At 55.5% G+C, this 19,512-nt stretch carries 17 protein-coding genes; 5 read left to right on the top strand and 12 right to left on the bottom strand.

Features of this window, described 5'->3' with window-relative positions; genetic code table 11:
- Positions 1–2 precede the first annotated feature (2 nt).
- From JCM25354_RS13915 to JCM25354_RS13845, 12 genes are all read right to left on the bottom strand, one after another.
- A complete protein-coding gene (locus tag JCM25354_RS13915; protein ID WP_025886458.1) occupies positions 3–959 on the bottom strand; it encodes a hypothetical protein in 957 nt (318 codons plus the stop codon).
- Complete coding sequence (locus JCM25354_RS13910; protein ID WP_025886457.1) at positions 956–1,240, bottom strand: hypothetical protein; 285 nt, start codon at positions 1,238–1,240, stop codon at positions 956–958. The genes JCM25354_RS13915 and JCM25354_RS13910 overlap by 4 nt, the downstream gene beginning before the upstream one ends.
- Positions 1,237–3,285 carry a portal protein gene (locus JCM25354_RS13905; RefSeq protein WP_025886456.1) on the bottom strand — a complete coding sequence of 683 codons (2,049 nt, stop codon included), beginning with the start codon at positions 3,283–3,285 and terminating at the stop codon, positions 1,237–1,239. Before JCM25354_RS13905 ends, JCM25354_RS13910 begins: the two co-directional genes overlap by 4 nt.
- A gap of 1 nt (position 3,286) precedes the next feature.
- Positions 3,287–4,858, bottom strand: a complete 1,572-nt coding sequence (locus JCM25354_RS20355; protein ID WP_025886455.1) for a hypothetical protein — start codon at positions 4,856–4,858, stop codon at positions 3,287–3,289.
- Positions 4,855–5,448, bottom strand: coding sequence for a hypothetical protein (locus JCM25354_RS13895; protein ID WP_025886454.1), 594 nt, complete (start codon positions 5,446–5,448; stop codon positions 4,855–4,857). Before JCM25354_RS13895 ends, JCM25354_RS20355 begins: the two co-directional genes overlap by 4 nt.
- Positions 5,449–5,613: 165 nt before the next feature.
- Positions 5,614–6,018 (bottom strand): hypothetical protein, encoded by a 405-nt coding sequence (locus JCM25354_RS13890; protein WP_025886453.1) that lies wholly within the window; start codon positions 6,016–6,018, stop codon positions 5,614–5,616.
- Positions 6,015–6,716, bottom strand: a complete 702-nt coding sequence (locus JCM25354_RS13885) for a hypothetical protein (protein WP_148301527.1) — start codon at positions 6,714–6,716, stop codon at positions 6,015–6,017. Before JCM25354_RS13885 ends, JCM25354_RS13890 begins: the two co-directional genes overlap by 4 nt.
- Before the next feature lie 666 nt (positions 6,717–7,382).
- Positions 7,383–7,958, bottom strand: coding sequence for a hypothetical protein (locus tag JCM25354_RS13875; RefSeq protein WP_025886450.1), 576 nt, complete (start codon positions 7,956–7,958; stop codon positions 7,383–7,385).
- Positions 7,958–9,412, bottom strand: coding sequence for a hypothetical protein (locus tag JCM25354_RS13870; RefSeq protein ID WP_148301526.1), 1,455 nt, complete (start codon positions 9,410–9,412; stop codon positions 7,958–7,960). Before JCM25354_RS13870 ends, JCM25354_RS13875 begins: the two co-directional genes overlap by 1 nt.
- A gap of 411 nt (positions 9,413–9,823) precedes the next feature.
- Positions 9,824–10,957, bottom strand: coding sequence for a hypothetical protein (locus tag JCM25354_RS13865; RefSeq protein ID WP_025886448.1), 1,134 nt, complete (start codon positions 10,955–10,957; stop codon positions 9,824–9,826).
- A 1,279-nt stretch (positions 10,958–12,236) separates the two neighbouring features.
- Positions 12,237–13,325 (bottom strand): hypothetical protein, encoded by a 1,089-nt coding sequence (locus JCM25354_RS13850; protein WP_025886445.1) that lies wholly within the window; start codon positions 13,323–13,325, stop codon positions 12,237–12,239.
- Positions 13,326–13,334: 9 nt separating this feature from the next.
- On the bottom strand, positions 13,335–14,279 hold the full coding sequence (locus JCM25354_RS13845; RefSeq protein WP_025886444.1) for a phage tail protein: 945 nt from the start codon (positions 14,277–14,279) through the stop codon (positions 13,335–13,337).
- Between the two features lie 1,115 nt (positions 14,280–15,394).
- Between JCM25354_RS13845 and JCM25354_RS13840 the strand changes: the two genes are divergently transcribed.
- From JCM25354_RS13840 to JCM25354_RS13810, 5 genes are all read left to right on the top strand, one after another.
- Positions 15,395–15,640 (top strand): hypothetical protein, encoded by a 246-nt coding sequence (locus JCM25354_RS13840; RefSeq protein WP_025886443.1) that lies wholly within the window; start codon positions 15,395–15,397, stop codon positions 15,638–15,640.
- Between the two features lie 466 nt (positions 15,641–16,106).
- The gene (locus JCM25354_RS21430; protein WP_159103506.1) at positions 16,107–16,244 is read left to right on the top strand and encodes a hypothetical protein; all 138 of its coding nucleotides are present in this window, start codon (positions 16,107–16,109) and stop codon (positions 16,242–16,244) included.
- Between the two features lie 397 nt (positions 16,245–16,641).
- Positions 16,642–17,049: a helix-turn-helix domain-containing protein gene (locus tag JCM25354_RS13820; protein ID WP_159103505.1), complete on the top strand. Its 408-nt coding sequence runs from the start codon at positions 16,642–16,644 to the stop codon at positions 17,047–17,049.
- 479 nt (positions 17,050–17,528) lie between these two features.
- A complete protein-coding gene (locus JCM25354_RS13815) occupies positions 17,529–18,749 on the top strand; it encodes a tyrosine-type recombinase/integrase (protein ID WP_084294786.1) in 1,221 nt (406 codons plus the stop codon).
- A gap of 162 nt (positions 18,750–18,911) precedes the next feature.
- Positions 18,912–19,418, top strand: a complete 507-nt coding sequence (locus tag JCM25354_RS13810) for a helix-turn-helix domain-containing protein (protein WP_148301525.1) — start codon at positions 18,912–18,914, stop codon at positions 19,416–19,418.
- The last annotated feature ends 94 nt before the right edge of the window (positions 19,419–19,512 follow it).

The raw sequence follows: 19,512 nt of genomic DNA, 5'->3' as shown, positions 1-19,512 counted from the left end.
CCTTAGTGAAATTTAGCCGAGAACGCTGCTGTAATGGCGTCTACGTCAGAGGGGTGGGAGCGTAGGTTGCTGATAGCCTTGTTCAGCTCAGCCTTCTCGGCTGTGTCCGCACTTGCGCGGGCTGAGCCCGGTTTGATCACCCGGCTAGGCTTGTTGACGACTTTCTGGATCTGAGCATCTACAGTCTTGCTTCCAGTGTCATACAGGTAGGCTTTATGCAGAAGACGGAGGACAGCAGGGTCCACAATGTTTTCAACGCCTTCTACACCACTTTTACGCCCAAACTCGATAAGCTTGGGGTAGACCGCAGGAAAGTCCTTGATGCCCTTAACGGGATCTTTAAGAACCTCCACACACGCTTTAGCGGCCTCTTCTCGGGCCGTTTCAGCAGCCTTCCGAGTTTCCTCAAGGCGCCCATTTACCTCGCTGTGCAGGAATGCGAGATCAGCGTGGGCAGCCTCAGCATCGGCTCGAATTTGACGGAACGTCTCCGTGTCGATACTCGGGTCCCGGCTGATAGCGAGCCAGTCGATATCCTTGTAGGGCGCATAACGCTCCTCAGCGCGGCGCCACATCTCGGAGTAAGCCGCTTCAAGGCGGGCTCTCTGTGCTGTGGCGGCTTCGGAAGCCTTCGCAGCCTCTTCAAATCGCCCTGAGAACTGGCCGTGTTCCTCAATGATACTCCGCAGAGCCTTCAGCTTGAAGGTTCTGGACTCCTCACCAAATGGAAGCTCGACATCAGGGTCATCGTCTTCAGGGGCAGGCGCCTCCTCAGCAGATACCGTAGCTTCTTCCTCAGCCTTCGGTTCTGGGAGCTTCTTGTGAGGGTCTTCGGCAGCACCCTCAGAGGCTTCAGAGGGAGTGAACCGTGCTGCGAAGGCTTCAGTAGCATCAAACTCAGGGGCGCCCTCAGGGGCACCTTCAGGGGCCATAAACGGGCCTCTGTTAAACAGGATCAATATGTGTCCTCATGGTTGTCTAGGGCTTCCTGCATCTGCTCCCCGGCTGACTGGCGCATCTGTAACTCACGACAGATTTCAGTCAGTGCATACTGAAGAAGATGGTGGTACTCCCTGGCCTCCCGGCCTGCGTCCCCTGGCTGTGAAGCACAGAGGGCGGATAGGTTGTAATTGGTGAGATCATCCACGACTGAACAGAAAGTCGGGTCCTCAAGCAGGCGCTTGGCAGCCTCGCCGCGCTCAATCAGGAGCGCAGCCTGGTCCTCGTTATGGGGTATCAACCGGGTTCAATCCTTGCTTGGGCAGCCCCCATTTCAAGGGCCTCTCTCGACATGAGAAGTTCAGCGGTATCAATATCAATCTTGTGATCCAGCTGATCGCGCTTGAGAGCCTGCTCCATGTGAGCCTTCTCAGTCTGTAGGTGGATCTTTGCCATACCCTGCTCATACTTCTGCTGAGCCTCTTCCCGTGCCAGCTGTGCATTGAGCTTTGCAGCCTCTGCATTTGCCAGTTTGACCTGGGCATCAGCCTGCTTAACTGCCAGCTCGGCCTGTTGGAGCGGATCGGGCTGTGGGGGCTGGATCTGATCAGGGGGAAGAATAACGCTGGTAGCGTCCTTGATACCCATGTTCTCCAGAATACGACTGGCAACATAGAACTTCTTGTCAGGCGTGTAGGCGGGGCCGTAGCCGTTTGCCGGGTTCGACAGATACTGGTCGATCGTTTGCCACTTCTGAGCCTCTTTGGCCTGCTCACCGTAGCCAAGCGCGAGCGATATCTCCATCTCAGTGTCTTCAGGCCACTGCGTGAAGTCCGTCTGCTTCCAGACCCCGTTTGACTCCTGGATGAGCTTCTGAGGCTCTTCATTCTCAAGGATCAGCCGGTAGACCATCGAGTAGAGCTTACGCAGAAATACCTCTGCAAAGTTCCGCGCAATAATCTTCTGCCGAATCTGTGAGACCGCAATCAGGTCCTGCACCATACCCTGAGAGTTCTGGGTAGAGATGGCGTCTTTATTCAACCCCTGTGACAGGCTTGAGATGCCGCTGATTTCCTCGCCACCCTGCTGAAGCTGGGACATGGTCTGGAAGACGAACGGGTTCAGGGAAGCCTGCGGCAGGGGCGCAACTGAGGACATAACGTCGCGGACGTTTACAATACCCCCTAACCTGTTCTCCATCAGCTCACGAGGGTTCGTTACACCGCCCTGAGCAACCATCATTCGGGGGTTGGTCGTGATGAGGGAGTGGTTGATGATGGAACGGGTCAGGAAGGTCTGGGCGTTCTGGGTAGGAACCAGCAGAAGCCCATAATTGGTCCCGTAGAATGCGTGGGACCGAGGGAGGGCGCAGAAGTCAATAAAGGGCTTGGTGTTGACAGGCTCCTTATCGAGAACCTTATTGCAGCATAAATCAACCTTATAGAGCTGACTTGTCCCATCACCCTCTATATCCAAGTGCATGTAGCACTCATATACAGTGTAGATACGCTGGGCTTCCTGCGTGTCCCCATCTCGATCAGCGAGGCCTATAACATCGCCTGTCTGATCAAAGCGTTGAACTACCTCAGGATTAAGCCGTGCCTCCATCCCATCACTGTCTGGCAGCGCATCCACCACCTCCCTTGCATATCCGTGCTTGATAAGCTCAGAGCGGGTCATGGTCTGGCGATGGAACACCAGGTTGGCTTCCTCAATGGACGTTGCCATCTGGGAGATACCAAACTCTTCAGGCGGGATAGGCCGCAGCCGGACCTGTGAGCGGTTACGTTTACACTTCACGCGCACACGTTTCAGGACCCCTTCTTCGTCCCCCTTTTCGACCTCTTCAACTGAACTCGTAGGGTCCTTCAGGAGGAACGCCATGAGCTGCTCATAGGAAGGCTCACTCAGCTCATAGAACTGGTCCTCGTAGGCTGTCTCCCAATAAACCTTGCAGACCCCGTTACGGGCCTTCAGAGCGTCCTCAATAACCGTCTGGAACACCTGGAATCCAGGGTTCTGTGAGAAGATCACACGGGTGACATAGTCAGTCCTGAACTTGGCCTGCATGTCTGTCTCACCCGGTGCAGTATTGAAGACAACCGGGCGAGTGTTACCTGAGAAGACCTCAAGAAGCTGTGCCTTCATGCTCTCGATGCCTACATAGACATTCATAGAGCGGTAGTCAGAATCTCCTTTGTGGAGCATTCCGGGTTTTTCGGCATCATAGTAGCGAGAGACGCGCTCACGCTCTCTGGACAGCTTTGAGCTGCCGCCGTAGCCGTAAGACTGGCCTATGCCTGTCTGGGCAAGAGCGGCAATTGCCGCATCTGTCAGTTTCGCCAAATTACTCCTGAGGGGAAAGATACCAGTCGTCCAGGACCTCTATAGGCACCCAGCGTTTTTCAGTGATGTGTAGGGCTAGGGCGAGAGCCATGACGGTGTCGTCGTGCTTGCCCTTGTCGGCCTCCATGCGGCCTGATTGTGTGACGATGAACGTCCGCATCTCGTCCAGGGTAGTGAAGTCATAGACAGCTACGTGATCCTTGCGGATTTCAGCCCGGAGCTTGTCGATAATCAGGGGCTTGGTAGAAACGTTGGTCTGGAAGCCAAGCCGCTTTGTAACCTGATCCGTCTCCTGATTATGGACCTCATCTGAGTAGACGTTAGGGTATCGAAGGTCCTTGAACAGTCTAGTTACTGTGAGGATACCGTGGTTATTGGCCTCAACTATAATCCGGGCATCATTATAAAGGTGCCCGAGGGCTGCTAGAATGTGTGCAAAGTAGTCGGGATCAACCTGAGCGCGGAAGATACCTACCTGTCTCATATCAGGATCAAGTATCTGAGCCACAGACCAGTCTCCGTTTACCCCTGCTGCAACGTCTGCCCCGATGAAGTAACTCTCTCCCGGTTTGATCGGGTGGAAGAGATGTAGCTCTCCCATGGAATGTTCTACGAACTTCCCGTTCTCGTAAGCCATACGGCTGACAGGGGGTTGAAGAACTCTTCGCATGTCATCCAGTCTGACTGGATCGAATACAGGGCGCCCAGAGGTTAGAAAGGCTTCTTCAGGAGTTGCCGGGTATTCCTGCTTCCATAGGTCCAGCCCCTTCTCTGCAATCTTCTGCCGCCTGAACATAAGCTGCCAGTCATCGAGCCCGTACTTGGCGGCTTCATCCTCTTCCATAGGGGTGCGTTGAAAGCCCTTTACAGGCTCAACCCGGCAGGTCGGATCAATGAACCAAGGTAGGAATACTGGAATAAACTCTGATCGACCAGCAACAGCCTCCTGCCACTGTTCGTAGAACACGCCCGTCATACCGTTGGCTGTGCTCTCGATATAAACCTCAGTGTCATCTTTCTTTGGGACAGCATCCATCAGTCCAGAGAATATTTCCCGACTGGATGCCTTAGGCCAGAAAGCTACCTCAGAGGCATGAACATGTGTAAGGGTCTCACCTCGCCCCACTGTATCACCGCCTGCTGTTGCGACGATGTAGCCGCTGTCCAATTTTCCGAACCGAAGTTCCCGCCTAGATGCTGTTCTAGTGGCTGGTCTCAGAACTTCAGGACACAACTCGTGAAACCGCTGTGTCATATCAAACAGGGTCGAGGTGGCTGTTGCGTGGTGTGTAACGACTATAGCCTTCTTGGCCTCGCGCTGGGAGACCCGGAAGTAGAGGCGCCCCTCAACGTAGGTTGATAGGCCCTGTTGGCGGGACTTCAGGATGATGACGCGAACGCGCCCTGTGGCTGCCTTCTGCTTCTCTACAATCTCACTAAGACGCCGCTGTGCCTCGTTAAACACGAACGGGACGATTTTGGCATCCTTCGTCCGAATCTTCAGAGCGTGTTTGGCGTAGAATTCAAAGTCGTTATAGAGGCGCTGGCGGACACGCTTACGACTCTCGCTCAATCCTCTTTGATGCTGTCCAGCCAAGTCTCAGCAAGGGAAAACTGATTCTCGGTCTTAACTACAGGCTTGGTCTTGGTGAACTCCAGCACAGTCTTGAGAGCTGCCAGGCGGTCACGGGTTGTATAGAGGTATTTGCTTGTCGGCCTTGCCTCGTGTTCGGTCGGCGCAGGCTCTTCCCTGGTGATGACGATTTCAACTGCGGCTGCCAGCGCAACCTCGGCCATCTCACCTTCTTTGGTTATCTTTCCTTGCTCAATCATCTTCTTAACAATCTTGTTGGCACGGGTGGCACCCTCGCGTCTGATCTTGGCGAGCAGCTTCTTCTTGCCCGCCCAACCCGGAGGAACGCCCTGGCAACCCCATTTCTTCAGCTCAATCAGACGCCTGATGCGTTTAGAGCTTGCCTCCTGGACCGCACGGTATTCCTCAAGTGTTTCGGGGTAATGCGGAACGACGCCCACGAGGCACGGATACCAGATCCCCTTTACCTTGTCCTGAAGGGCTGGGTGCCGGTTCAGAGGCTTGGCGTTCGGGGGTCTGATGATCCTTGGAAGACCATCCTCGGCAATATAACGTTCGTAGGCTGCCAACTGGCGTTTCTCCTATTTTCTGCGCAATCTGCGCTTCGATTTCGGGACGATGAGAGGCCATGAAACGGCCTGTTAGGTGGTTGATAGCTGCTTGGGCTTCAGGAGCTGTCAGCACAGGACACAGAACTGTGGCCTGGATATCTCTGAGGAACTCTCCAAGGGTCATCAGTCTGACTGTTTCATAAGTTGCTTGGTAAACATGTGGGCGTGTTGCTGAGCCTCTTCAGGGGGAAGGGTGGCGAGGTAGTTCTGTGCCACCTGCATCTTGTCCTGAGGGTGTGGAGCGTGGGCTACAGCCGCAATTGCTGAAGCCAACGCAGGCTTCCCATTCTCATGTGCGGACTGTGCAAGAGCAGCCGCGTGAGCACCGTAGCGGGGCTTCTTAACCTTCGATTTGCTCTTGCGTACCCGATTGATGTTGTCCAAGCTGGCAACAACCCCACTCTGCTTTGTGGAGTTGTCTTGCAGGTCATCTGTAGGGTGGGCAGAGCCTGAGGCCCCCTTTGCCATTGTCGCCGCAAATGTCCTGCGCCGCGCCGCTGCTGCGGTCAGTGCTATCTGGTCTGTCAATCAATTCCCTTAAGAAGCTGCTGAGAAATAAACGAAGACGCCTCAGGATGCTTTGCCAGTAGCTCCTGATAGAGATTCTGCTTAGCCTCGGTCTTCGGGAGGACCTTGAGATCCTGCATACGTGCCGCAACCTCGTGATGTCCTGCTGCCGAAGCAGCCTGTGCTGCGCCATCTACAGCAGACTGATAGGACCGCGCCGCCCCTGCCCAACGGTGATAGTTGTCTATTGGGCGTCCCATGTTAGATGGCCCGTTTGGGACCTCAGGGACTGATGCAAAGGCTCTTTTGATCGCCTCAGCTGCTGAGGTGTCATAATCCTCAGGCCGCTCTGCACCTGTCCGCAGATGATGAACCATGCGGGCCAGGTAGCGCGCCGTGTAGCCGTCTGTATGCTGGCCTGAAAGGATGGCATCAGCTGCATCCTGAGGGAGCCCCGAGGTGATACCCTGATGTACTGCATCAGCAATCTCACTGTGCAATGCCGGGGGCAGACGCTGATCTGTAAGCTTGTGGTTAATAAGTACCTGCCCACCCCGCAGCTCTGGCTGGAATCCTGCGGGGACTTCGGGAGCGTCTGGTACAGATTGAGCCGGTCGGATCGGAGCTTGAGGCTGTGGGCGTGGGGCTGCGGGCACCGCTGCCGGACCTTGAGGAACCCCGAAGTCAATCCCTTCAGGGTTGCGTATGGGACTTCCCATATCTCCTGCTGATGCCTCAAAAAGCATCTCGGGATCAGCCTCGTTGAGCCCGCCTGAGATGCGGCGCGCCTTGTCCAGGGGATTCTCCCCTGCCTCCTGCCCCGTTATCTTGAGTACACGCTGCGCGGCGCTGTTAAGCCGTTGTGCAGGGGCTTTAGATAGTCCAAGGCGACTATCAAGCCGCGCCCGATAGCGCCACCAATAAGCATTCCCGGAGGTGTATCGAGCAGACCTAAGGCCGTATGATGCCCGAAGAAGGGAATCATGCCCCCCGCAGCTGCCCCTATCTTTTCAAGAGGCCCCTTGGAATTCCGCAAAAGCTTGTTGCTAGAAGCTGTGTCCAGGTGGTCCAACCCGCCAAGGATGGCATCCCTCACACTTGGAGGGATGTTCTGCATCTGAGAAATAGTATCGTAGGCAGAGCCAGGGGCTGTAGAGATACGGTTCTGGTGAGCAGCCGCCTGCCCTACCGCATTTACGATCGTTTTCCGCTGGGCTGCTGAGATGAGGGCATTCTTGTGTAGGGCATCCGCAAGACCGCTGAGGGTCTCAGAACCATCCTTTACATAGCTGGCGGCTGAGTTTGCCCACGGTCCCTCATTAAGGGTGGATGTGTGGTGTGCATCAATACCTGACAGCACAGAAGCTGTGACTGGCGCCCTTGACTCAGGAACCGTGCAAGGGCTCTGGCATCAGCCAGTTTTGAGCCCGCTGCTGCACCTCCCGGAACCGCAAGTCCGGCTGCCAGCTCAATAGCCGCCTGTTGAGCTGGGGAGCTCCCGCTGCATGGGCCAACATCCCGGCACCTGTAGAGGCTGCACCTGAGGCCGCCCCTGTCCCAAGACGGGTGAGCGCACCCGCAGCACCGCCAAGGGCAGCGCCAGGAAGGGCACTTACAGCCCCTGAGTAAAGCTGTTCACCGACCCCTTGTGGCTTGGCTACACCTGCCCGATCAAGGGCTGCCCCCGCCTGCTCACTTATGGGGGTTGGCTTCACATCTGCCAGTTCAGGCCGGATTGCCGAGGCCTGGGCAAGATCAGTGTCCCCCGCGTGGGAGAACATATCCGCAAGCCCTGTCACGCCATTTGTGAGGGCGCGTCCTGTGATACCAGCCCAATGGTGCAGAGTGGACTCATGAGGGGCTTCCTTAGGTGCCACCTTAGGGGAATCAAACTGGTCGAATGGGTTTCCCCCGCCCGACGCAGGCTTTGCATCAAACTGGTCGAACGGGTTCTGGGCCATTACTTTCCTAGTATAGCTGCAGCAGCTCCCTTGCCGTATTTCTGGTCAAAGGCTTCGGAGAACTGCGGGTTGTTACGGAGATAATCAACGGCAGCCGGAGGCGCGCTGATAGAAGGCGCTTTAGGAGCGTCTTTGGAAGACCCCTCATCGCCCTTAGGCACTGCCGAACCCTTCGATTTCCACTGCTCGAAGCTAGGGATATCATGGGACGTTACAGACCCGTCATCTCCTGTTTCGAGTGGATTTCCTATGCCCTGAACGTACTCTCCAAGAGCAGATTCAATCTGTGCAGGAGTAGCATTGGGGTTGTGCTGCAAGAGGGTCGCTCTAGCCTTATCTACGGCCATCTGGAGGCGCGCATTTGCTGTAGTCTGCTTGAGAACGGCGCTGCCAGCTTGATACGGGACTGACTCATCTGGAAGGGACTGACCTGCAACCTTCAACCCGGCTACAAGAACTCGGGAGCCGTTTGCACGAGCCAGAAGAGAAGTCAGTACACTATGCTCTTTCTTCAGCGCGGCTGCATCGGGGTTCCCAAGCCCATTCCCTGACAGGACTGAAGCCAAGGGGATACGCCATGAGGCACCCATACCGGGCTTCGACATCACAGTATTCTGGAGCCGATCGTAAGCCCCCTGGTAATGTTCTAAATTGTTCAGGAGCGCCTGATCATCAGTCAGAGCTGTTGCGTGATCCCGTGCGTACCTGTCCCGCTCACTCTGATTCTTCTGAGAGAATTGCTGAGCGCCTCGAATGCCCCCTGGAACCGGAAGGGCCTGGAGTGCCCATGGATCACTCGGAGGAGCCGGAGGCAGTTCCTGAGGGGGTTGGCCAGGGGGCGTCTGAGGGGGTTGAGGCTCAGCGCCAGGAGGACCTTGAATGGCAGGTCCCCCTTGGGGACCCTGTACGACTGACCCCGCAGGAGGCACACCGTCAACACCTACAGGGGTATAGGGCGCTCCCGTCAGGGCTGCTGTCTGCAGTCCTCGTGCATTTGCCAGAGCCTGCCTCAGCTTTATAGCGTTCGCCTGGTAATCGGCGCGCTGTGAGAGGCTGGCCTGTTTATCCTGATGATTCAGGTCCTGCCCTCGCGTCAGCACGTCTGCCCTTGTCTGGGCACTCTTGACACGTGCATCAGCGGAGGTCTGAGCAGCCCCTAAGCGCGCGCCTATGTTAGCCGTCGCAGTATCAGCCCTGAGTCCGTACAGCCCCGCAAGCTGCTGTTGTTTGTAGAGTTCAGCGGCGCTGCGCTCCTGCTGGTCTGTTGCATCAGCAGCTCCCGCCAAAGCCCCTGAGATACCCTCTCCAAATGTGCGCCCACCTGCAAAACCAGCTCCAGCACGTAAAAGTATCTGCGACAGGTTGCGCCTGCTTGACGGATCAGCTGCGTCCTGGAGGGCCTTAGGAATAGGCGGGGGTACATACGTTAGCTGGGGAGCCGGTTGACTGGCCATTTCAGGTTCTTCTTTCGGCCCCGTAGGAACCTCTTCAGGGATGGTTAAGGGGGTGCGCGCCGCAACATGCTGAACATAGTTCGGATCCCCGCCCCCATTGTGAAGCCTGAGGATCGCAGGGTAGTCAGCGGGATTTTCAAAGCTAAGTCCTGCATGTTCAGCCTTTGCCTTCAGGAGCTGGAGGGCAAATGCCGAAGATTTGGCTGGATCATTAATATCCTGCCCACTGAGGGGCGCTAATCCGTACCCAGGCTTTGCAGCCGTTGAGGCCGTAACCTGAAGCACATTCGGAGACGCCCTACCAAAGGAGGATTCCTGGCCAAACATCCCGTATGCTGCGGGAAGAAATTTTGGGCTGATTCCTGCGGCGTCAAATCCCGCAAGAAATTGACGCTCGTAGGTCATGTGTCCTCAGATATATTTTGTAAGTAGACCGCCCAGACCAAGGGCTCCACCGAGGAGTGTGTTACCCAGGGAGCCGCTCTGCTTGGTTGTGGAGGTGCCTGTCGAGTTGCTGCCGTAGTTACCGCTAACGAGCCCCAGATAGTTATTCAGAATTCCTGTCTGGTACCCGTTCTGGTTCTGCCACTGCTGGTAAGCATTGGTCAGAGCGTTCTGATCGTTGCTCTGCTGTTGCTGACCTGCCCCAGCCTGAAGTTGGTAGTTGGCCAGCGCGTTCTGCATGGCGCTATTCGTCGCTGTGTTTCCAAGCGCGGCTGCCGTCCCCAGCTGACTGTTTGCAGAAAGCTGAGAGTTTACATTCTGCTGCTGGAGGCCGAGTAGGCCAGAGGCGGCGTTGAGCTGGTTCGAAGTGTTGTATTGCGAGTTGTTCTGCTGGAGCCCCGCCGTACCAAGCGCCGATGCGTTGCCCAGACTGCCCTGAGTACCCGCTGCACTGGCCGCTGTGCCAAGCCCGTTATTGTACGCACTCAGCGCCGTAGACAGCCCCTGATTATACGCATTGTTCTGGAGCGCCGCTGCCTGAGTAGCCTTGGCCGTTGCCGCCTGGCCCTGCGCCATAGCCGCCGCAGCACCTGCACGGGACGAGTTCAGCGCGCCTCCCTGAGCAGCCTGCCGGTTGATTCCAGGAAGCGTTGTCTGGTTCAACGCCTGGTCAATCGTTGCATTGTTCGCTGCAATCGCCTCATTGACCGGCGATGAGTTCATGTAGGTCCCGGCATTGGCCGCAAGGCGCTCTGTAGGGTCCGACATGGCTTGTTTAGAGACGTTCGAGAGAGTGTTCTGAGCGTTACTCGCCCCGCTTGCACCGTTGACCGCTGAGTCGTTCAGAGCCTGCGAGAGGGCAGCTGTAGGGCCGCTGGCTGAGGTTGAACCGTTGGCGAACTGGCTGAGGATACCTGAAAGGCCGCTATCAAGGCCCTGCTGACTGAGCTGGGAGGCCCTGGCCATGTAAGGCGCCAAGGCCCCTAAACCAGTTGAGCCCGCTGATGACTGGCCATCCGTCAGGGCGATGCCGGAGCCGTTCGCCCACGAATTGGCGCGGCCTATGGCATCATTGAGGGTATTGTTTGTCCCCGCCGTCATCTGGCCCGTGTAGGACCATTCGCAGACTGCTGATTGTAGTTCTGCTGGGCTTGGTTGAAGATATTCTGAACTTGGGTTGCCTGGGGATCCCAGGGCGACGTACTCGAAGAAGAAGTAGTCTTGGTCTTGCTGCTTCCCAAAGGACTCCAAAGAGCCCCGCAGGGCTACACGTTGAAAAGAAGGATCGGTTTGCCCACGTATGGGCGGCAATAGACGCCTATAGGAGAGGCTGTACGGGCTTCGGTTACGGTCCCGCAGGGGATAAACCCTGACTGCCTCAGAAATTTGAGTTGCAAAGGCTTTCCAAGCTCCTCAAGGGCATATACAGGCTCTCCTAGAAGGTCCTGTAGGGCCTGAGTGTCCTGCTGAAACTGGCGGCAGACTCTGTGAGACCACCTGAGCACGTCCACATGGACGAATAGACACTCACAGCCCCGCTCGTAGCTGATTGTGTAATCAGGACGACAGGCTACAGGGATTTTATTAGGGGAAAGGCTGCCAAGAACCTTTGGCTGCATCATAATACACCCACCTGTCTTCAGTTTGATCTGGGAGAGGTCTCCAAGGAGCTCTGGAAAACCTGACAGAGCAGTCCAAAGGGGCTGCGGGAGGCTTTGAGGCAGCCTGGGGGACAAGCGTATTAAGGGCCTTTATAGAGGCTGCTATGCTGCTCAACTCCCTCCTGATGTAATCCCGGTCACTCGTAGGGAGTGTGGGGAGGGGGGAGACCACATATGCCTTTGTACTCTGCGCGTCAGCCATTAGCGCCTACCCGCAGAGGTTACATCAGCATCAAAGCCCACAACTTCAAAGTCTATTGGAGCTGCAACCTCAAACCTGTAGCTCAGGTATCGCCCTCCCAGCATCACATCAACCTTGTACTGCGCTGTAGGATCAAACGTCAGCGGCGCTCCCCACTTTTGAGGCCCTGCTGGCATGTTAGACCCTCCTACCGTTATCTTGACAGGGGTGGACGCATACATGACCGACTGTGGAAACAGGCGTCTGACATTCTTGTATGTAGCCAAGTCCGAGCCTTGGGTATCCAAATCGAGACCTACACGCTCAAGAAAGGCGGGTGCATTACATTCCTCCTCAACCTCAAGGTCAGTAAGGACCCCTTTGTTCGCAAAGTCGTAAGCAACGAGCCGGGGTGCCAGGATTCCGCTTCCAGCTCTGGAGGTGAAGAACGGGTTGTCATCGTGACGCCCGTCCAAGTCAAAATAGCTGGATGTAATGGAGGCGTATGTGGGACCGCCGTCATCATAATCAGCATACGTCACTGACTGACTAACGGAGACAATCCCTCCCGCAGAAACATTTGGGAGATCAAGGAATGACCAGGTCTGACTTGTAAGGCTGTAGACCGCAGCTCTGTTACACCTGGACCCGACCACTTTGCTGTGGGGTCTACGGTGCTGTAGCAAAAGAGAATTTCCTTGTGTGCAGGTGAGTAGAGTGTAAAGCACACCTCTGACTGCTTGCGGTTCAGGGTGCTGAATATGAAATCCCTGACAATACCATCACATATCGACTTCTGGGTTGTACCGTCATGGAAGTATATGTCGGTCATACCAAAGCAGAAGTGTCCGCCCGAGACCTCGACTACACAGTTAGGGGCTATTAAACCCCCGTCAATACCCAGACGGGTAAATGCAAATACAAGCTGATCCCCTGTCTGCGTGACCAGAATAGCCTGATCAGAGGCATAGACCACAAAGGCGTCTTTAAGCGGCGCTCCATCCACAATAGGAGAGGTTAGATCTTCAAGCACGTTCTCCCCTGCGTTCGTGGTTGCATCATTTGCATCCCACGAGCCAGGCGGCTGACCTGCAAGGGCAAGATCAGACCACTTGAACATCTGGGGGACACTCTGGGGACCTTTAGTGACCCCGAGGGCTACCATATAGTTCCCGAATGCCCTTAGAGAGCGGCATGACCACGTCTTGTCCCATCCTGGGAGAGTCTCGAAGCGTTGTGACTGGGGTGCAAAATACAGTGGCAATGCACTAGGCTGGTTCAGATATACAACATCACCGAGGGCAGTCGTTGTGAATGCTGGCCCTACTGTGTACGAGATGCCGTCCGTAGGTGTGAGATCAATGGTGCCCCTGCGGAGCCAACGCTTAATGGATGTCGGTGTCGCATACAGAAGGGCATCGCTTACTGAAGCTGGACGGTAGCTGAGGGCAAACAGAGGGGTATCCTCTACCTTCCCTATTGTCTTGAATACAGGGGCGCGCTCTGCCTTGTTAGCATGGAACCTGACGTTAGCCCCTCTGGACCAAGCATTCAGCCCCAGCTCATACGGGCTGGGATCAGTTACAATACCTGCAGAGGCCAGACCCCGGAATTGCACAAGGGCCATCAGGTCTCCTCAAAGTTTCATAATGTAGCACAAGGCGTAATAAGGAGGCAGCGTTGCGACTGTGTGAGAATGCGTCCCGTCTGAGGCTATTCCGTGGGTGTGATCCCCCCTTGCAACCGTTACAGAATGCTGGTGGGCGCCATCAGCGGCAATCGCGTGGTTGTGCCCCTCCCCTGAACCTGTTGCTGACGTGTATGGGCCATTTGCTTCTGATACCCCGTTTATCTCAACAAGGGTTACGGATGTTCCCGTACCAGTCTGAACTGAGGCTGTAGCCGAACGCGGCGCGTTGTGTACGTGAGAAGGTAGCTGATCCGTTGTAAGATGCGTTGGCTGGGTGTTTCCGCCGTGCGCGTGATCACCCTTGGTATCCGTCTGGACAGTTGCTGTGAAGCCGCCCCCGTTCCACGTGGCCGCCCCATGGTTGTGGTCGCCCTGTAAGCTCGTAGTGCCTGTTTCAGCCCCTCCCGTAGCGCCAGCTGTGTATGCCCCAGCAGCCCCAATAATGAAGCGCCCTCTGAGATCCGGGGTGCCATTGCTTCCGTCACACAGCGTCCACTTAGCTGGGATATTGGTTGCCGAACCTGACCAGGCGATAATTCCCCCAGACGGAAACAGGTACTCTTCGACATCCTTCCCAGCAACTTTAAGATACCCGGAAGCAGTTACTCCACTCGTAAGGACATCCCCTGAGACCTGGAGCTTCCCATCCTTGTTGGTAAGGGTCAGCTGCGAGGTTCCGTCCAGTATCAGCGTACCAGCTGTTCCCAGCGCCGTTGTAATGGAGTTGATCAGCTCGTGTGAGGCTGTAATGGCGCCCTTGAAGTTCGGAAAAGTAGCCTTCAGCGCGCTTTTGATAAGCCGTATATGGCTATCTGCCTGGCTGACATCATCTGTATGTGCGGGGTTTGTAGTGACCAGGTCGGAAACATATGTTCCGCTCTCAAGGGGCATTAACGGGTTCCTTTACAAGCCCGTGAATGTGGGCGCGCATGTTCTTCAAGGGCTCTGAAAGGCCCCTAGGGGTGTAGAATGGATGTTAGCTGGTGGGAGACCGCTCTGAGTCTGTGCGCGGCGTTATTCGTCTGGACCCAGGCAGGCCTTGTGACTGCCCTCGGATATTTCACGATATGGGCGCTTTGGGTGTTCTTCAGGGGCGCCTGATTTGCGTAGGCCTCCGACCATCTTCTATTGCCTACATAGCTTGGTCGCCTGCTCCGGGGGACCCTTTAGGGGGTCTGAGGGGTGTACGGGGGGTTTTAGAGGTTCTTCAGGACACCCCTACCCCCTCAAAAAATCTGGCCAGCAGTTTCACACGGAAACCCCGACTACTGACTACGACAACAACAGCTTTAGCGGATTTTTTGAAGGGAATGTTTAAGAGACCCTAGGGGGTCTGGAAACGTCCCGCCCTTTGTTTGCCCCGAGGTTGCGACACGAACGCGTCACGTTCTTACACACTCGCACACATAAAGTCTTATGCTTCAATGCGTTATGGTGCATCCATTGCAGCTAGTCTAGCTGATGCATTAGTAAGGGTGTGTCATGTGTGTGTTGGCAGGATGTTGCAGGGCGTGACATAGAGCGCCCTTAAGCCACTGATAAGACTACGGAATATCCCAGCCTTGCGCGTGATATCGCCCGCCCGGTTATATCGCGGGGGACGATTTGCAGGGCGTGAAGAAAAAAAATCAGTTCAGCGCATTTTTTCTCTTGCCAACCGGAGGGCTTCAGGCTTAACCTCCAGTCATCGAGCAATACAGCCGAGAAACCAGAGGCAAAAGACAATGTCAGTAGTAATCATCACCAAGTATGTTGGACCTACAAACGCTCGTGGGAGCCGCGTTAAGGCAGTAACAGGGGACAATAACCCTGCCACAGGTCGGCCAGACAGCATCACTATTTCATGGGACTGTGCGTTAAATTCTTCTGACAACCACAAGGCAGCTGCAAAGGCTCTTGCAGAACGCCTGAAATGGGAAGGGGAGTGGCACAGTGGAGAGACTGACACAGGCTGTGTGTTTATCCGCCTTGGCGCGTCTAGCACTTTCAAAGTGGAGGGCTGAACCATGGGAAAGCAGGTTTACAGCGCCTTCTATCTTGAAGGCATCAAGGATGCCGGATCGTTCAAAAGAAAGTGGAACACAGGCGAGTTCGGAGACACTTCGCCGATGACCACTGAAGATATGCAGAAGGAGCTAGAGACCGAGGTCAGGTGCCTGCGCCTATGCCCCGGAACTGCGGTGGCGGACATGCACCGAGGAGCGCGGGACTACTGGAAGAACCAGATTAAGCGCGCCAAGGCGGAGGGCTGAACCATGACACTCGCAGTCGTGCTGGAACATGGCGAAGAGATCGCCATCCTGGAGACCTTCTCGGACCCCTCAGACAAGGGCAAAATGGAGCATCGCTGGGGGGCCTGTGAGTGGCCTCGGCTACAGTCAGACCCTAAATGGGCAGCTAGAAGCGCCCTTAAAAAATCCCTAAGGGCCACTCTATCAGGCCCTGCAAGGGTCCGTGTTTACGATCTGATAGGGGACGGATGGGAGTTCCCTTCAGAACCCCTTCAAACCCTTTCAAAGGGCTCTGCACAATGACACCTTCAAAGCCCTCTAAACCCCGTTCACCAAGCACTTTCGGAACCCCTATTGCGCGCCTCATGTACAGCCACGCGCATGATGGGTCTTTCAACTGCTTTCTTGGAGAACCTTCGGACCCCTTCAGTGAACCTCTACCGCACGTTCTGTCTGTTGATGAGTTGGTTCGTGAGGGATGCTTGTCATGATGCTCACACGCTGCGGCGCCTTCACCATCATCTACACACGCGCCTTTGGCTGGATGGTCTATCACCGAACAGATCCCAGCAAGGCGCGACGGGTCGGTAGCCTGGTGGAGGCGTGGGTCTTCGCTCAGGGATAAATTATTTTCGATCAATTGTGGCGGGTGCTGCCTTATTTCGGCTCCTTGGGGAACCCCCTGAGGGGCCTTTTTCGTGCCCTCTTTTATCCTTTGTTTTCAATTACTTACACCAGACGACCAAGCTATGTAGGCAATAGATAGGGGTTAAAGTTCCTTATAAAGGTTATATACTCTTAAGGGTACTCTTAAGGGGCCTCTTGAGGTTCCTTCTAATGTTCTCTTTTGGTTCCGCTTGTATAATTCCTGAATCAGTCTTACGGAACTAATCCGCCTCACTAAGGGTTCTTTTGATGTTCTATGATACCCGCTGGCTTTCGGTCTATCAGTTTCTGAAAACCGCTGGTGTCTGCTATTTCAAGTTTGTTTGTTTGTATGTTTGTGAGGTGGGGTGATGGGGATGATGGATATGATCGTTGACCGGGTTGGGAACCGTATGTCGGTAGACCGCAAGCTATGGGCCACGAGCGTTATTGCTACTGATCACACACAGTTTGGTCTGAGGCTTCAGAAAGCCCAGGCAGCGACCGGATACAGTAACCGGGAGTTGTCTGCCCTGATGGGTGTGAGTGGCAGCACGGTGAACAAGTGGAACAAGGGGTTATCTCCTGTTGGTGGAGCGCACCTTAAGCGGTACTGTGAGTTGCTGGGACTGGATATTGGTGAGTTAGCTGAAGAGATCCTGAAACATTATCACCCACATCTCTATGCAGCTCTCAACCCCGATAAGGTAACGCCTGACATGGAGACTCTTATAGAGGCACTGGATTATATGGCCTCTCTCAACGGTTATGCCAATCGTCTTTAGGTTTGGTGGCCCCCCCCCCCTATTGAAACCCTGAGGCGTTCGGTGTAAACGTGTTTGCCACGGCGGAACAATCGGGTTTCGCCTTTAGGTGGCTTTTCATGTCCCTTTGTAATGACATTGATGCAGACGAGGTATCTGTAAGTTTATCGATGGTGTCTCGTGCGCTGGTGGTGTGTGCCCTAGGCGATGAGGACCCAGGGTGTGAGATAGAGACCTACCTCATCGACCCCTACACACCAGAGTGCCGGGTGGTCGCTACCATAGAAAACCCCATGATGCCCTCAGGTCCCTTCAGGGCCTCTATACTGCCCCCTTGTGGCCCCGCTGTGGTCTATCCCGTTGACTCTCTGAGTGCTGCCCGCAGGTGCATTTTACAGGCTGCCACGGCAGGGATTTACAAGTTCTCCTGTGAGGGTTGTGACTGCGCTTATTGTCCGCTGTTCGTGCAGCACTAACTAGATAATCCAGAGGCAAACCCGATGAATCTATATCAACGTCCTGATTCCAAAGTGTGGTGGATGGATGCCACGCACCCGGTCACAGGTAAGCGCCTGCGTAGGTCTACCGAAAAGACCCGCCGGTCTGATGCTTCAAAAGCCGCCGCTGAGATCCTTCAGGACCTCGTGAGAGCTGCCAATGAGAAGCCCTCCAGGGACATCACACTTGATGAGGCGATGCGCCTCCGGGTGGAGAGACTGGAAGCTGAGGGGCGGTCCTATGCCCGGAATGCCCGTGCAATACGTGAAAAGGTGTTTGCAAGGGGCACCTTCAAAGGCCGTTGGGGGCTTCCTGAGGGGCTACTGATGTCCGCTATAGAGCCCTCACACATGGCCCAGCTGGTGGCGAAACGGCGCTCTGAAGGTGCCAGTGAGCAGACAATTGCCCATGAAATCAAGGACATACGAGCTGCGGTGCGGGCGGCTGTGACCATGGGGTACGATGCCCCAGCCGTAATGGTCTCAGGGAATGCTGCCAGTGCATGGGCTGCCCCCAAGCTCTCATCCAAGACCCGCTACCTGAGCAAGGAAGAGTTTGAGGTGCTGCGTAACGAGCTGACCAAGGGGCGCGTGGTGGCAAAATCCGTTGGCCCAGATCACGCGGCTGCAATGCGGGTGAACGACCGGCTGGCTCTGGAGGTGGCGCTAACACTGGTGATGACTGGTGCCCGCTGGTCGGAGATCGCCAGTCTTGAGTGGCGGCAGGTGGATCGGGACACATTCGATACCCTGACCATCTACGGCAATAAAACCGAACGGGAACGGTTGGTGCCCGTGCCGGTGGCTGTGCAGGAGATCCTTAAGAACCGCTACAGGTCCCGTCTTGGGCGTGGAAACAGCCGCTACGTGTTCGCCCCTGATACCAGCGATATTCCGACTCCTGACAATATCGGGCTGTTGATCCGGCAAGCCATGGACAGGTGCGGTCTGAACAGCGATCCGCTGGTGGTCAAACGCCACGGTAAAGCCACCGTACACAGCCTGCGCCACACGTGCGCTTCGTGGCTGCTGCAGTCCAATGCGGTCGATCTGGTCGAGGTGCAGACAATCCTGGGACACAGCAAGTCAGACATGACACAACGGTACGCCCATCTGAGCAAAGGAAAGACTGCCCGCAGACTGGCCGGGGTGCTTGATGCTGTAATGGCCGCTGATAGCCCCACGGTGCCCGCTACAGGCCCCTCTGAGGGCTGTCCGGTGTAATCCTACCGGGGAACTCCTAAAGGCCCTCTACGGGCAAAATAAAAGCCCCCTGAAGTTCGCGCTTCAGAGGGCCTCGGCTTACGCCTAGCAGACACCAGAGGCAAATCCAATGTCGGGCTACATAGTAGTTCGATCCTGCTAGGCATGTCAAAGGATATTGATGTGCTTTCAATAGATCGTGCGGCTGCCCGTGCAGGCATCAAGCAACGCTTCCGCCAGCTCGTGCTGAAGCGGCTTTACGGGCGGGAACTCACCCATGCCCAAGCGTCTGTTCTGATGCGTCTCGCCACATTCCTGGGGCGTGATGGCCTGTACCCTTCACACGCCACCATAGCGACCGCTGCAGGTGTCTCAGCCAGAACCGTAATACGTGCCCTCGATAAGGCCTATTCAATGGGCCTTGTCACGCGGAGGCTCAGGCGGATTCGCTGTGCTGGCAGAGTGCTTAGAACCAGCAACGCCTACACGCTTAATGTGCGTCCTGAGGCTGTTGCCTCGGCCTCTTCAGTACACCTGGCGCGCGCTGTGTTTTCACGATGCAAGGTTCTAAGTGACAGCCTGACACAGAAGGCCAGAAAGATATCTAAAGAAGATAACAAGAGTGTGAAGGCGTCTGAAGGGCACCGATCGGTGGATGAGTACCTGCGGATAATCGCTTCGTGGGTGTGACTTATACGTCACGTTTTATGTCACGCTCACAGGGGCATCGAACTGGAGGTTTTCAGTGAAATGCCCATAAAGCATTGAAACGGTTTAGGAAAAT

This window comes from Asaia prunellae JCM 25354 (assembly GCF_000613885.1).
GTDB lineage: Bacteria > Pseudomonadota > Alphaproteobacteria > Acetobacterales > Acetobacteraceae > Asaia > Asaia prunellae.
This window is presented reverse-complemented; position numbering and strand designations above follow the sequence as displayed.